This is a genomic window from Pseudoalteromonas rubra (assembly GCF_005887115.1).
Taxonomy (GTDB): Bacteria; Pseudomonadota; Gammaproteobacteria; order Enterobacterales; family Alteromonadaceae; genus Pseudoalteromonas; species Pseudoalteromonas rubra_F.
In genome coordinates this window covers 1-15,064 of the sequence record NZ_PNCJ01000002.1, presented here as the reverse complement: position 1 = coordinate 15,064, position 15,064 = coordinate 1, and the positions used below count along the sequence as shown (strand labels likewise).

The following is a 15,064-nucleotide window of genomic DNA, read 5'->3' as shown; positions in this document are numbered from 1 at the left end:
GGTTTTATTGAATCACAACAAAAGGGGCTTCATACCATTGGCTAAAACAGGACTTTCCTACACCTTGCTTGGGTTTTCTGTGCCCCCAAAAGAAGACGTACTTAACTTTATTGCCTTCAACTAAGTGGCTTATGAGCTGCTCAGTACTTCGAACTCTCACTGAATCTCCTTTCGGCGCTTAACGCCGCGCTCTGCGGCAAATTTGGAGCGAAGCGTAGAATTTGTCCGACAGCAGCGCCTTGTTATACCTATGCAAACCCATTTTCAACAACATAAAACCGTCCTTTTTCTGTCATAATGATATCCCCATCAGAATCCTTCGTTATTAGCCCTTCATTAATGGCTTTATCAATTTCGTAATCCATCATTATCCTGGATAGCGAAGATGTTTCTACTAAGGTTCTGTATAAAACATATTTATTAGACGTTTGATTAAATGCTTGAACGAGCCCCATCATGAACTCTTTAAGGCTATCCGAAGCAGGTTCTGGTTTTCGTGGTTTAGGCGGTTCACCACTTTCAAAAGGATTTCGCCCAATTTCAGGCTTTTTGTATAAAGGAGATTTATGTACTGTTCGGATCAATTCATCAAAACCAAATTCTTCTAGCTCATCATTTGACATATCTATGTAGAGTTTTGTTTTAAGAAAAGTGGGTACATCACTTTTACCTTTTTGTCTGATGACTGGTATTACCTTATTGGAATCGATATTTTTCATCAAATCTGATGTCACTATCATTTTTTCATAGCCAACACCGCCCTTACCTGAATTGGCTTTTGAAACGTAACTTTCAGTACATACCATTAAAATGTAATCGGCTTCTGAAATATGCTTCTCCATAAACGAAGGTAAGTCATCTCCCGCTGTTAACTCCCACTGATCGAGTATTGCATCGATGCCGGATGCTCTCAGTTTTGTCGCCAGCGATAAAACCCAGCCTTTATGTGAGGGAGAGTCGTGTGAATAGGAAACAAATATCTTTGGCGTACTCATTGTTTTGAAGACTCCTTAACGGGTATAACAGCTTATTAGCGTGAATACCGGTTAAACCCAGTTCCTGAAACCGTACAGATCCACAGCTAAATTATTTTATTCATAATAAGAACAGTAACCTACCACTATTGTACTAGTCACTCAAGCCAAAATGTCTTTGGTGAAACCGAGCCTTGTTCATAGCGAGACTTGGGGTCTCGTTATGTAAAGCTACTAACTTATTGAATCTATGTAAATTAAATCAGATCTTCACTTAAACGAGACCTTCAAGCGCGGAGAAAACGAGAAATTTGACATGGAAACTGACTACATTTGCTTATACCTGTATAAACAATCAGCATTTATGGTTGGGATGATTTATAACGTTTGAAATAATCATCTAGTTAAGTTTATCCAGGCTCAAACGCGTTTGGGATGGCGACGTTGTTTGGCAGTGACGGTGTTGTTGGTAAGGTGCGCCTGGAACCGGGTACTGCTGCTTGGTGTTTGAGTAGATCCCGGCTCGCACGCGTCCGGGATGACGGAGTTGTTTGTGAGGTGCTCCTGGAACCTGCCACTGCTGCGTGGTGTTTGAGTAGATCCCGGCTCGCACGCGTCCGGGATGACGGAGTTGTTAGTAGGTGATGTTGGTGAGGTACGCCTGGAACTTGGCACTGCTGCGCGGTGTTTGAGTAGATCCCGGCTCGCACGCGTCCGGGATGACTGAGTTGTTTGGAAGTGACGGCGTTGTTTGTCAGGTGACGGTGTTGCTTGGTCGTGACAGAGTTGTTTATGAGATGCGTCTGGAACCTGGCACTGCTGCGTGGTGTTTGAGTAGATCCCGGCTCGCACGCGTCCGGGATGACGGAGTTGTTAGTAGGGATGGTGATGTTGGTGAGGTGCGTCTGGAACCTGTCACTGCTGCGCGGTATTTGAGTAGATCCCGGCTCGCACGCGTCCGGGATGGCGTAGTCGTTTGTATAGCGAGGTGACTGAGCAGAAAACCGCCCTGTTACAATTCAGATTCATCTCACAACCGTTCGGGTTAAGCCTCACGCTTCCCAAACACTACTTTAAAGCTTGCGCCGCCTTGCTCGTTTTTGCAGGTAACCGTGAGTTTGGCGTTGTGAAAGTCGACGACTTCTTTGACGATAGACAGGCCCAGCCCACTGCCGCTCAGGGTAGATTGTTCCTGCCTCCAGAAGCGCTCAAACAGGCGGTCGTAAAATTGCGACTGGATCCCGGGGCCGTTGTCGCTCACTTCCAACTCAGTGGCACTCACTCTGACCTGAATCTTGGCATTGTCTTGTGAGTGTTTCAGGGCGTTTTCGACCAGGTTTTTAATCATAATATGCACGGCGGCTTTGTCTGCCAGGATCTGAGCGGTGCCCGGTTCCGTGTCCAGGCTTAGCTCTTTATCAAACTGTACTGCCAGCGGTGCCAGCATCATGCAAACTTCCTGTGCCAGCGCTGACAGGCTTACCGGTACCTTGTTGTACACCACAAAGTTTTGCGCGCGAGAGAGATCTAAGAGTTGCTGCACCACCCGACTCATATAAGCGACATCGTTGACGATTTCTTCGCGGATCTGGGGGGCAATATCGGCCAGCTGAACACGGGTATTAAGCACAGCCAGTGGGGTTTTAAGCTCATGGGCGGCGTTGGCCACAAAGCGCTTTTGTTCATCAAAGCCTCCCTCTACCCGCTCCATGGCCTGGTTCAGTGAATCCACAATCGGCTGAATCTCATATGGTAACCCCTCGTTACTGAGCCTGAAGCTGAGCTGTTCCGGTTTGATCTGCTTTAACTGGCCAGCTACGGTTTTAACGGGCCGCACCACAGAGCGCACCGATAAGTACCCAACCACCATAAACACCCCAAATGCGGCAAAAATGGTGATGGCCGTCACCCGGTTTAGTGCCGGGATCACGGCTTCGTTTGCCAATTCTGTGATCAGGTCATTGCGTGCCATGTCCAGCAACAGCGCCTGTCCGTCCAGTGTGAGTTCGGTACGAAAACGATCAACGCCATCAAGGTGAGAATACCCAAGCGCAATGGTGTCGGTCAGCGCTGCCAATGCTTCAGAGCCCTGTTCACTGTTTACAGACTGGAGCAATACCTGACCATCCTCGGCGCGCAGAACACGAAACGCAAAGTTATTGTACAGGGCGTCATAGCCCCACTTTTCAATCACATTATCAGGGGTATACACAAGTTGCTGTTGCTCAAAATGCAGTGCATCCCCTACGTCCTCAATCATGCCTTTCATACTGACTTCGAGCGCCAGATTGGCATAGTTCATCGAAAACAGGTGCAAGATCACACCTATTCCGGTGAACACCACCGAGCCTATCAGAATAAAATGCAGGTAGATCTTACGGGCGAGTGAGTTTTTTATGATTTTCATGCCAGTATATATCCTATGCCACGGAGCGTTTTAATGGTGACGCCCGCCTCAGTACCATCAAGCTTTTTGCGAATTCGGTGTACCGCCACTTGCAAAGCGTTGTCGGTTACTTCAAACCCCATGGCGTAAATGGCGTCGTACAATGCATCTTTGCCCACGGTTAAGCCTACATGGCGCAGCAGATATTCCAAAATGGCCACTTCTGTCTTACCCATTGAAAGGTTCTCGCCGCCTACCGTTACGCGACGAGATTTCGGGTCAAGCGCCAGGTTACCATGAGATAATAAGGTACCTGTGTACTGACTGGGACGACGAAGCAAAGCGCGCAGCCGCGCCAGTAGCTCGCCGATATCAAACGGCTTGTTGATATAGTCATCTGCACCCAGATCCAAGCCGGCTATGCGATCATCCACACTGCCCCGCGCGGTTAAGATCAGCACCGGTACCGGGTTGTCGGCACCCCGTAAGGCGGCAATCACATCAAGTCCGTCTTTGTCGGGCAACCCGAGATCCAGAATAATGGCGTCGTAGTGCCATAATGCCATTTGATCGCGTAATGCGCCCGCACTGGTGGCTATATCAGCCGCGTAGCCTTCTTTAGTCATGGCCTGCTGAATAAAGCTCGCCAGTTGCAGGTTATCTTCGGTGATCAATATGCGCATACTACTTTCTCCATTTTTTGCCTTACTCAACTTGTTCCACTTTATTCCAGACAGGTTTTACGTCAGCTCAGGTAATGCAATTGGCATTGAACTGGTGCGCTTGGGTAACAACCATTGCAGCAAAACTGGGATCACCACCAGCACCAGAATGGTTGAAGTGATCAATCCGCCAATCACAGCCCATGCCAGTGGCGGCCACAGTGGACTGCTGGCCGAGGTTAAAGGTAGCATACCCACTATGGTTGTGACCGAAGTGACTATAACAGGACGCACCCTATTTTGTACCGATAACATGATAGCTGCCTGCGTATTCTTCCCCGCTTGTACGTACAACAAAGTACCGTCGATCAATAAGATAGCATTGTTCACGACTATTCCTGCCAGTGCCAGGATCCCTAACACCGACATAAACCCGAACGGCACCTGAGCCAGGCTCAGCATAGCCGGCGCACCAATGACGGCAAAGGGAATGCTCAGCATCACCAGCAAAGTTAAACGTAACGAATTAAACTGCAGTACCAAGGCAATAAAGAGCAACAGCGCACCAGCTGGCAGGGTTTTAAACAAGGCATTGTTTGCCTCGCCAGATTCAGCCATTTCTCCGCCAAACGCTAACTGTAATCCGTATCGCTCGGCAATAGCTGTCAGCTCTGGCATCAACTCAGTGAGCAGCGCAGTCTCATCCACGCCCGGTGCAACTTCGCTGATCAGTTTAACCACGGGCACACCGTTTCTGCGCGCCAAAATTGCTGGTTGGCCGACTATCCGAGTATCAGCAAGCGCATGAACCGGCACCGGTTTTTCGGTCAGTGAGGTCAGTACGCCGGTGTTCATCAGATCAATACTGTCATGACTTGAATCCGGGTCATACAGCACAACTGATGTAGGCTCATCGTTAAAGCTCACCTGAGTCATAGTTAGCCCTGCACTGCGCCATGCCAGATAATCATTAAGCTGGCTTTCAGTGAGGCCAAGCTGACTCAGCCGTTGCTGATCAAAAGTCATGGTCAGCTGAGGCACGGCTCCCGAGTAGGCTTTGCCGGGTGCGTCAAACCGCCCATCTGAGCTCAGCAAGGCAAATACCTCTTCGCCCGCCCGACGTAAGACTTTATAGTCTTCACCGCTTAGCCACATTACCACCGTACTTTCCAGTGGCGGCCCCTGCCCGAGCTCCCGGGCTCGCAGAATGACTTCCGGGTAGTCGCTTTGCAATTGGTCGTTCAGCTGTTCAACCAGCAACGCCATATCGGTATGTGCTTGGGCCGTCAGTACCACCCGGCCAATATGGCTTTCATCCGGTTTTTGCGCCAGGTTGTAGTAAAAGCGCGGGCCGGAGAAACCATTGAATACCAGCGTTCGCTGCACATCGGCATGTGCACTGATGTCTTCAGCTATCCGGTTTAACGTGCTTGCTGTGAGCCGTTTGTGCGTGCCCATGGGCAGCTCCACATCCACAATGGCCTGATTACGGTTGGTTTTTGGAAAAAACTCACCATCGGCCTGCGGCAGCGACATCAACCCGGCGCATAGTCCAAATACAGCAACTAACGTCAGGGTTTTGTGCTGCAGGGTAAACTTGGATAAAGCCAGTGCGCCCTGCTCTAAAATATGTTGCAGTTGCTGCTGCCAGCGAGAAACCGGACTTTTACGCACAGGTAAGTAACGGTTCAGCAAAGGCACCAGCGTTAACGCAATGGCGTAACTGGCCACAATACACAAAATCACCATGACCGGAATACTGGCGATAAAATCGGCCACACTGCCTTTGGCCATCAGCATTGGCAAAAACGCTGCAATGGTTGTCACGGTTGCTGCACACAGTGGACGCCACAACTCAGTGATACTTAGGATAGCACTGTGCAAAGGTTTGCTGCCCGCAGACATATGCCGGTTAAATCGCTCTGCAACCACAATGCAGTTATCGACCATCAGGCCTAAAGATAAAATCAGCCCGGCAATGGTCATCTGATGCAATACACCATCCATCGCACTAAAAGCGGCAATGGCCGACAATGTGATAACCATAACGGCAATACATACACTCGCAGCACCACTGGCAGAGAGGAAAATAAACAAAATAACAGCAATGGCAACCAGGCTCAGCATTAACGATTGCATTAGCCCGTCTTTGCGCTTTTTGGCCCACCTGGGCTGAAACAGTTCTATCGTGACAGCGTCTGCCTCATAAACCTCATTGAATTGCTCAACCAGCTCGGTAACCTGCTCACCCGCCTGTGCAATACGGATCCGGTTGGGCACCAGAGTCACCGCCACACCAACGCGTTGCTGACCGTTGATCCAAAAAGACTCACTGGCTTTAGGGTCGGGACGATAATGGATATCGGCCAGCGTAGATAAAGGCAATTGCTGGCCCTGACCGGTTGCCACAAGTTTACCCTTAAGCTCGGCCAAAGAGTCCAGTTGAGCCACAGGTGACAGAATAAGGTTAGCCCGGTCGTCGGTGATACTGGCAACCGAGTCAATCTGATTGGCACCGCCGATACGCTGAGCAATCTGCAAGGGCGTGACACCCGTTTGCAACATAGTTTGCTGCGAATAGGCCACCGCTATCTGGCTGCCCGGGTCGCCCACCAGCTGAGCATTGCGCACTGTACTGAGCGCCAATATCTGATCTCGCAATTCAATGGCCAGTTGGCGCTCCTGTAGCAGGTCGCCCCGACTGCCAACAGACAATAAAATACCCTGGGTGTCCTGCACGCGATCTAAGATAGTCATAGACAGCGCCGGATTACTCTGGCGTATAGGGGCAACCCCTTCTTTGATCCGCTGCCAAACCTGGTCGGTGTGATACACCGTTTCTTTCAGCTCTATATCCAGCGACGCGGAGCCGTGTTTCACCTGAGCGCTGTAGGTCTGGATTTCATCTATTTGCGCTAAAACACGCTCCAGAGGCCGAATGTAGCGCTGTGCCAGAGATTCAGCTTCCAGACCATTGGCATTGAGTACAATCATGCCATTGCGATACGGAAAGCTGGGATCTTCTTGCTCCGGGGCGCTGAACCAGCCACCCAAACCGGCAAGACACAAAATACATACCAGGCCCAAAATAAGGCGAGGATTAACAAACCAGGGAGGTCGAATCACAACTTACTCCTTATTAAACGAGTGGCTCAGCAACATGCGGCTATCAGCAAATATCAGTGCGGGCGATTCAAGTGGCTCATGGCTGCTGACAAGAATATGGTGGGCACGCCCAGTTATTACCTCAACATAACGGCGCTGTTCAGGCTCTGATTGCAGTACCACATAGGGCTGACTGGCATCGTCATAGTGTAAGGCACCACCAGGCAGGCGATACAAAGGTTGATCTGAAAGCGGAATTTTTAGTTGCGCATTCAGACCCATCCAAGTCTGATTGTGTGCTTCCAGCCGGACTTTCAAAAAAAAGAAGGGAGCGCGTGACCCCAGCGGTAAGGTACGCTCCACTATCAGGCCTGTTACCGACTCGTTCAGCGCCGGCACAAAAACCTCCACATACTCCTGCTCATTGATTGTCAGTGCTACTTCTTCAGGTATCGCAAAACGGGCATGTAAAGCGGATGCAGCCTGAAAGTTCAGCACCGTCTGGCCAGCCTCAGCAAACTCCTTGCGCCTTACCAGCAGATCACTCACTACCCCGTCGAACGGGGCGCTGATAGTAAGCTCAGCAAGCTGATTGCGAGCGGCATTTACCTCGGCCTGTGCTTTATTCACTTGCTGATAAGCCATATCCAGATTACGTCGGCGTTGATCTAGCTGCGACTGAGTTTGCAAATTGCGTTTAACCAGTGCCTCGGCGCGCTCGAATTCAGCCAAACTGTTGATCAGCTCTGCCTGTGTACGCTGAAGCTCTGCCCGCGCTTGTTCAAGCAAGGCATATGCAACAGGGTCATAAAGCTCCATCAGTACCGTACCACGCGTCACAAATTGCCCGGCACGTACCCAGAGCTTTTCAACCCTCCCCGATTTTAACGCAGCTAACTGGGTGTTTTCGGCCCCTTCTATCTGGCCAAAAAAAACTTTCTGTGGCACCTCGACTACCCGCTCTGGCATCGCAGTGGCAACCTGAGTCACCCTGGCATGGTTCACAGGTGCCTCTGTATTGACTTCTCGTTGCTGATCCTGGCAGCCCAGCATGGCGACCAGACTCAAAAGGAAAAGCGCTTTAGAAGACATACACATACCCCAATAGTAACTGCACAGATCCGGATTGCTCGATAAGCGGAGAGTCTTTTATTTCGCTGCCATAAGCGGTGTAACTCAGATCGGCTTTTATCATATGGTTACGACCAAAAAACCAATCACTGGAGACACCCACTTCAAGATTCATGGTTGCGTCGCCTGTATAAGCGTTGCGCTCGGTGCGCTGTTCTGTTGGTAATACTCCATAGTAATAATCAACCAGGTCCTCACTGAGGTAACTTGCAGAGACATAAGGCATTATCCGCCCGTCACCAAGTGTAAACGGCACACCATAGCTGACACTGGCTTCATAGCCCTTGTGGGTGCTGGTAACATCATGCATAAAGGAAAAACCGAACTCGCCAAACTCCGTATCAAATTCCCCTTCAAAGCCAAAATCAAAGCTCATATCCCTGTCTTCCATCCCCAGGAAAATATCACCGTCGGCTTCCTCGTAGCCGTCCAGCCTCAGCTGCCCCACCACTGAGAACTCAATATTGTCCTGCTGCCAGACTTTGTAGCTGCCACGTGGCCCCAGTAATGAAAAATTGCCGTATTGTATGGCCAGAGCAGGCACTAACATAGTCTCATTGCCAACATCTGTGTAGCCCTGATCCTGAGATACAACCGCCGCGCCAATTCCCCATTGAATACCTTGCTCCTGATCATCAGCCAGGGTTGAAAAACTCATTAATGCCAGAGAAATCAAAGAAACTGTTTTATTCATTGCCGTGCTCCGTTAATCAAATTTACTATATCGGACAACGCTTTTGTCCGGGGTTGAGTAAAACTTAAAGGAACAAACTTTCTTGAAACTTACAGGATGGAATTTTGTGAACAAGAGAAGAAACAGGCCCACACATGCTTATTGTTTTGCACTTGAGCACAGGCTGGTAGATTAATCGTTAATCGCCGCGGGCTGTCAATTTTGGTTTAAAACTACAGCAGAGCTAATTATAAACTGGCTTGTTTGCTCAGAGCAATTGCACCGATATTGCAGTGGAGATCCGTAACTCAGACCCCCACATGCCTATTTAATTATTGCATTGCGGGGCCAACGAAGCACTGTCAACCACGGCCGAAATAAACTGGTCAGGGTTATCCAGACCAATAAAAATGTATTCCACCGCGGCCTGCGGCACTTTCAATTCAATTTTGACATTTGGGTTGCCAGAGTAATTGTAACGCTTAATATGCTGAGCTCGTGCCACATATTCATCATGCGGTTGTACGTTAGCAATATTATTAAGTGGGATAATGAGCGAGTTATAAAGGCCATAGCGAATCACAAGGTCGTTAGCAATCAGAGAAACGGGCCTGCGAGACACAGCGCGATACTCAGCAACAAAAAAGACCAGACTTGCAAGGGTAAGTAAAGTAATAACATTTGCACCAAGCGGCGACCAGACAAAGTGTAAAAACAGGTGCGTGAGCGGGATTTCGAGTGCAATCAAAAAAATGAATCCCAGCAAGTTGCTTTTAGCGCCATCTTTTTGGTGATAAGTAAAGTGCTGCCGGCCATTAAAGCTCCCAGCTTTTATGCGTTTAGCAAAGAAGGCAAAGGTCCACATGCGTGTTTCGAAGGAAAAAATCTTTGCCAAAACTGTGTCACCCAAATACCTTTTTACTGAACTGTCTATCGAGATATCCGGGTCTTCGTCTTTACCTATGGCAACCTTAATTGAAAAATACACCGTCATTACAGCAGCAACTTCCAGCGCTAAAATTGCCGCCATCACCAAATAACGACCGCTTTCAAGGTAGTTTAAGAGTAGCTTATTTTGTTCAGGGATTATGTAGCTTGCTACCCATATCGCTAGACACACCAGTACAACCGCTTTCAAAGTGGCTTGCTTATTATTCTTAACACACATAAAGCAAACAATGGGTAGCACAAGCAGCGCATCCAGGAGAAACAACCATTCAAAATTTGCGTGGCCGTAGTCATTTAACCAACTATCTGATCGGTAGTAAAACCCCCAAGATATAGAAACACTCAATAAAAATAACAAGGGTATTTTTGACTTTATCGAATCATTCACTTACATCTCCTTTTGATACAGTACACTAAGATTGACTCCGAACACGCGTCATTTCTTCACTCATGTTATAATTCCCATGCACAAAACGGCTGCGCAGTTACAGTTCAGCCCTGCCGGATATTGTCCTTTACTTTCCGTAAAAGAAAGCAAAGGACAAAAAGAGCATAGAAAGAAAATAGCGGACATCTACCGCAATTATACCCAAAAGGTAAAAGAGTACTATTGCTAAGTAATTGTTTTTTCGGGCACTGCGCGCATTAGACAGCTGATGTCTGCTTTTGTACTCATACAGTGCATGTAAAACAACGAATGCCCCTTCTAAGCCGACAAACAACAGACCAACAAAGCTGCAGTGTGAGCGAACAGAAAAATAACAATGACATACGACCATCTATAAAGCGTTTGCAATGACGATCAGTGAGTTTGATAAAGTTTGCGGCAGCCTGAAAGAGCACGTGATAATGCATCTGAATTCACCTCCGGCTTATTAGAAAGTTGGGCTCGGATAAAAACATAAAGCCAGAGTTTATTCAGTCTGGTAGTCCCTATCAAAACGGTTTGTGCAACGCTTTACCCGCAGTTATCGGGAAGAAGTATTAGATTTACATCTGTTCGATTCACTACAACAAGTACGCGAAATCACAGAAAAGTGGTTAGAAGTATATAATTATGAAAGGCCTCACGATGCACTGGGAGACATGCCCCCAGTTGGCGACCTTGAGGCAGCATAAATCTACTAATGAGCTGTACTCGGTTGGGTGGCGTTACAAGGTTGTAGCTTGATTTTTATAGCGGCAAGCGAAATACAAAGCTTAATTCCTGAGACTTTGAGTCACATGCTATGTGACCTGACCTATTAGAAATCAATTTATACTGCGTTTTTAAAATCATTTCCTCAACCACACTTAGAGGAATATCTTCAGGGTATAATTCAATTATTTTAACATTACTTACTTTAAAGTGCCCTATATCTGCTTTAAAAGTCACATACCCATTTCGCTCTCGAGAAGAATATGGCTTATCAAAAACTGGTTTTCTTTGCTTCACGATATAAACACTAACATCCTCACTGCATGGCTTACAAGCGAAAGTAAACGAGCTGAAAAATAGAAAAAATATTAAAACACCAATATAACTCTCAATTTTAACCTTCAAAATAAGTCCTTCATTTTATACGCTTGTACATAGCATTAGGCATCAAAACAAGATGTAAAACTATATGGATTAATAAGAATATCGCTGGGCATAAAAACAAGTAAAACTCAAACCATACACTACCCAGTTTAAGCATCTCGCCATCAAAGTGAGCACCTGAGCAGTACGTAAATGACAGAGCAAATAGACCCAAAATGAGAAATATTAATCGAGTTTTATGCTTAAGCTTTAAGCCCCAGCTTACTGAAGTCAAAGCAATGTAGCCAAAGATCCCAAACACAGAAGTAATGATCCACTTTAGACTAAAAAGAATTGGCAAATCTAAAACGCTACTGACTGCGCCAATTAAAGCGAAAAAAGTGAGGATCACCAAAAGCGTTGATGGAATCCAAGCCAGAACCCAATTAGCAAATTGCTCATAATCCTCTTTGGCTGTATAAAGCCACACTCAGCCATTGGCAAAAGGCGCATATTTTGTTTTTTGCATAACAAGTGATAGTTTTTGCGGCCGATTACCACGCTTTATTACATCCGTTTTTTAAGCCCATGCTAGCCCCATTGGTAACTGAAAGCTACTGTACTCAACATGGACAATACGACGGTGACTTGGCTTATTTCCTTTACTTGATGAATGCAGTAAATGAGGCCTCATTACCAATAAGTCCCCAGATTTAACTGAACAGATATATTCTGTCGATTGGGCGACAACTCTATCTTGTTCATTTTTACTTAGAATACCCAAACTGTGACTGTTTGGTATTACTTTTAAGCAGCCATTACTCTCATTTGCATCATCAAGATGAATGCGAAAGGTCACCATGTCTTCGAGCACATTTAGCTCTGGTTGAACATGATGAACACCATCTTTCAAAGTCCATGGTCCCCAACCATCAATTTCTTTTTTGTTATTTACTGAAATAGTCTTATCTTGATGCCAGGTAACAAGCCAGTTTTTATCAGAGGTTTTATCAAAGACAATCACCCGAACCACCTCGGGATTTCCGGAAAGATAGCTTTTAGCTTTTTCTAGAAGCAAGTCTGACTCAACAAGTTTCTTAACTGAAATGAGCTTTTTTTCGGCATTACGGACTCCATGTTTTGGATAGTCGGAATCTAGTGATTCAATTTCAGTAATGATGTCATTGATTGAGTCATTACTTACAAAGCTAGAGTGAATCTCAAATCCGTTTTTTTCGATGCTCAAATTTCACTCCATTCTCAAAACATGTAACGCTTGCCGTAAACAGCAGAAAATAGCGGGCTAAAATTGGCGACGAAGGAATGCAAGCCTGCTATTTTGTGTCCTTTGTATGACGGCCTTGTTAGGGTTACACCCAGCTAGTTGCTTACAAAAAATATTGATAAGACAAAGGCACTGAAAAATGAGATTCGTAAACGACGACACCACTTAAACTTTGACCACTCACTTTCAAGTATGTGTTTTGTGTAACTATTTCCTTTTGTAAATGCCTCGCGCGCTTCAGTTAATCGCAAATTTGTTATGCCAGTTTCTTTTTTATATTCAGCTAATCGTGCTGCGAAGCACATATAAAAATAAGTCTCAATAAATCCAATGACTAAAGCACAAATGATGAGCCCTATTTGGAACAGCATATTCAAGTAAACCTAACGCCTAACTCTGAGGAATTCTCAAGTAATTATCTTTTAAATCAATATGGTGAATACGAACGGCATTGTTTGATCTAATTTATTTCGCCAAAAACTAACCAGATAACAACACCACCAGATCACAGCACCATGCATGATATCGCTATCCTACACAATATGCTCAGAAAAAACTGCCCCAGATTCATGCCCGGCGTATTGATTCGTTCATACTGGCAACTGAAACTTTGCTCGATGGTGATCAACTCTCTCTTACAAAGCTGGGGCGAAATAGTAAGGGCCGCTGCAAAACACAACATTAAACGTATAGACCGACTGCTTGGCAACACCGCAATGCATAACGATCGACTTGCTATTTACCGCTTCCATGCGCGCCTGATATGTAGCGCTAATCCCATGCCTATCTTGCTGGTCGACTGGGCCGATGTGCGCGAACAACTGCGGCTGATGACGTTGCGTACTTCCGTCAGCATTCAAGGACGCTCAATGATAGTCTATGAGCGTACCTTCACGTTTGCTCAATACAACTCACCTAAGTCTCATCATTTGTTCCTTGATGAACTTGCCATTACCCTTCCATAGAGAGCCTGCCTGATAAATGTATTCCACTCATCGGGACCGATGCTAGCTATCGAAATGCCGGGTTTCGACAGGTCGATAAAAAAGGCGCTTTATCCATCTGCTACTCTCCGAGGGCGCAATATTGGAGAGGTAAAACCTGGCCGAAAAAGTTGATTGATTTGGCTAGTGTAGTGATTAAAACACAAATTCAAGCAACGGAGATTTGTCCAGCCAGCTTTAGCTGGCGATGCATGATGGCTTTGTTAAATATATTAGTGTTTGGCGCCATATTGCTTAAGTAACTTGGCTGCTTCTGGGTTTTTGTTTTCTTTTGCTATTTGTAGGGCTGATGTGTCGCAGCAACCTGTATTGGGTGAAGCACCGCTTTGCAATAATAACTTTAATATGGCTGTATCTTCGTGAGAAGCCGCATGCATTACCGGTGATGCCGTTGGCATACCGGAAAAGCATTTAATAGATATTGGTTCGGTCACACCGTTTGGGTTAGCTCCGAGATCTAGCGCAAACTGGACGGCATAGATATTTTCTTGCGCCGCTGCAGTTTCAAGTAGATAAGAGAGCTTGGCCCTATCACAAACAGCTGCCCACGCACAGGCAGGTAGAATAAAGACAATAAGTAGTATAAATCTCATCGACTAGCTCATACATTTAACGCCCCAAAAAGCGGCTGAAAAGGCTTGACTAAAATCAGCGACGAAGGAGCACAAGCCAAGCTTTTTTAGTCCGTGCTTTGTTAGGTATTCTCGATACTAATTAATGTATAAGGATATGAAATTACTAAACTCTTTTGGGTCTAATTTTTGGTGATTATGCGCATGCTCAAAATCAACAGTTTGATTTTCAAAAGAAATGTATTGGTTAGTAATCCAATCTATATCTTTTTCAGATAATTTTTTATCAATATCAAACAAAGCTAGATGATCAAAGTAAGCATATGTATGACCTGTATCATATCCAGCGTTCTCTCGGCTTACGTAATGTATAGCTAAAACTTTCAGATCGTTTGTACCGCAAGTCAAAACTTTACGGCTGTTAATAACACTAGGATTTTTAACAACTAAACCTTTATCAGAACAAAGTTTCGCTGTTTCTCGAATACCGTCTAGTACAATACCAGAACCATAACTACCAACAACATTGTAGCTTGCTCCGATCATAGACAAACTAGCTTCAGATCCTTTGATGTATTTTGCAGGGATTATTTTAGGTTTGTTATTGTTTGCAACACCTTGCAAGAACTGCTCAGTTGTTAATTGTGAATAGTTTTCAGGAAGTGATGCGCACCCTGAAAGAGTAAGCATAGTTAAAGCCAGAATTACTCGATTCATTTTATTTATTTCCCTAAAGATACCTAAAGCCGCCATCTGAGAAACCCCCAGATAATCATAATTAAAATCAATGTGATGGACACGTACGGCATTGTTTAATCTAATT

General features: G+C 46.0%; 12 protein-coding genes and 1 pseudogene. 2 read left to right on the top strand and 11 right to left on the bottom strand.

The genetic code is table 11. The features are described 5' to 3' along the window. Window positions 1-248 precede the first annotated feature (248 nt). The 7 genes from CWB98_RS00355 to CWB98_RS00325 all read right to left on the bottom strand — a co-directional run bounded on the left by CWB98_RS00355 (window position 249) and on the right by CWB98_RS00325 (window position 10,069). A complete protein-coding gene (locus CWB98_RS00355) occupies window positions 249-995 on the bottom strand; it encodes a toll/interleukin-1 receptor domain-containing protein (protein WP_138543012.1) in 747 nt (248 codons plus the stop codon). A gap of 1,024 nt (window positions 996-2,019) precedes the next feature. Next, a complete protein-coding gene (locus tag CWB98_RS00350; RefSeq protein WP_138543011.1) occupies window positions 2,020-3,381 on the bottom strand; it encodes a sensor histidine kinase in 1,362 nt (453 codons plus the stop codon). Further along, on the bottom strand, window positions 3,378-4,043 hold the full coding sequence (locus tag CWB98_RS00345) for a response regulator (protein ID WP_138543010.1): 666 nt from the start codon (window positions 4,041-4,043) through the stop codon (window positions 3,378-3,380). Before CWB98_RS00345 ends, CWB98_RS00350 begins: the two co-directional genes overlap by 4 nt. Before the next feature lie 57 nt (window positions 4,044-4,100). Then, window positions 4,101-7,148 (bottom strand): efflux RND transporter permease subunit, encoded by a 3,048-nt coding sequence (locus tag CWB98_RS00340; RefSeq protein ID WP_138543009.1) that lies wholly within the window; start codon window positions 7,146-7,148, stop codon window positions 4,101-4,103. 3 nt (window positions 7,149-7,151) lie between these two features. Then, a complete protein-coding gene (locus CWB98_RS00335) occupies window positions 7,152-8,219 on the bottom strand; it encodes an efflux RND transporter periplasmic adaptor subunit (RefSeq protein ID WP_171045548.1) in 1,068 nt (355 codons plus the stop codon). Beyond that, window positions 8,209-8,952: a MipA/OmpV family protein gene (locus CWB98_RS00330; RefSeq protein WP_138543007.1), complete on the bottom strand. Its 744-nt coding sequence runs from the start codon at window positions 8,950-8,952 to the stop codon at window positions 8,209-8,211. The genes CWB98_RS00335 and CWB98_RS00330 overlap by 11 nt, the downstream gene beginning before the upstream one ends. 307 nt (window positions 8,953-9,259) lie before the next feature. Then, entirely contained in the window at window positions 9,260-10,069 is an 810-nt protein-coding gene (locus CWB98_RS00325) for a hypothetical protein (RefSeq protein WP_249364558.1), read from the bottom strand. Window positions 10,070-10,827: 758 nt separating this feature from the next. Here CWB98_RS00325 and CWB98_RS24710 point away from each other — a divergent pair. Further along, window positions 10,828-10,998: an integrase core domain-containing protein gene (locus tag CWB98_RS24710; protein ID WP_138543005.1), complete on the top strand. Its 171-nt coding sequence runs from the start codon at window positions 10,828-10,830 to the stop codon at window positions 10,996-10,998. Between the two features lie 55 nt (window positions 10,999-11,053). Here the strand turns inward: CWB98_RS24710 and CWB98_RS00315 are convergent, their stop codons facing one another. Beyond that, entirely contained in the window at window positions 11,054-11,422 is a 369-nt protein-coding gene (locus CWB98_RS00315; protein ID WP_138543004.1) for a hypothetical protein, read from the bottom strand. A gap of 538 nt (window positions 11,423-11,960) precedes the next feature. After that, window positions 11,961-12,626: a phytanoyl-CoA dioxygenase family protein gene (locus CWB98_RS00305; RefSeq protein WP_171045547.1), complete on the bottom strand. Its 666-nt coding sequence runs from the start codon at window positions 12,624-12,626 to the stop codon at window positions 11,961-11,963. Window positions 12,627-13,180: 554 nt separating this feature from the next. On the opposite strand from CWB98_RS00305, the pseudogene CWB98_RS24325 reads away from it, so the two are divergent. Then, window positions 13,181-13,716, top strand: a pseudogene (locus tag CWB98_RS24325) (IS4 family transposase); the annotation flags it as partial. A gap of 165 nt (window positions 13,717-13,881) precedes the next feature. Here CWB98_RS24325 and CWB98_RS00295 read toward each other — a convergent pair. Together CWB98_RS00295 and CWB98_RS23855 are read right to left on the bottom strand one after the other, a co-directional pair. Beyond that, entirely contained in the window at window positions 13,882-14,262 is a 381-nt protein-coding gene (locus tag CWB98_RS00295) for an ankyrin repeat domain-containing protein (RefSeq protein ID WP_138543002.1), read from the bottom strand. Window positions 14,263-14,379: 117 nt separating this feature from the next. Further along, window positions 14,380-15,064, bottom strand: a 685-nt coding sequence (locus CWB98_RS23855; RefSeq protein WP_171045546.1) for a hypothetical protein, incomplete at its 5' end; no start/stop codon positions are given.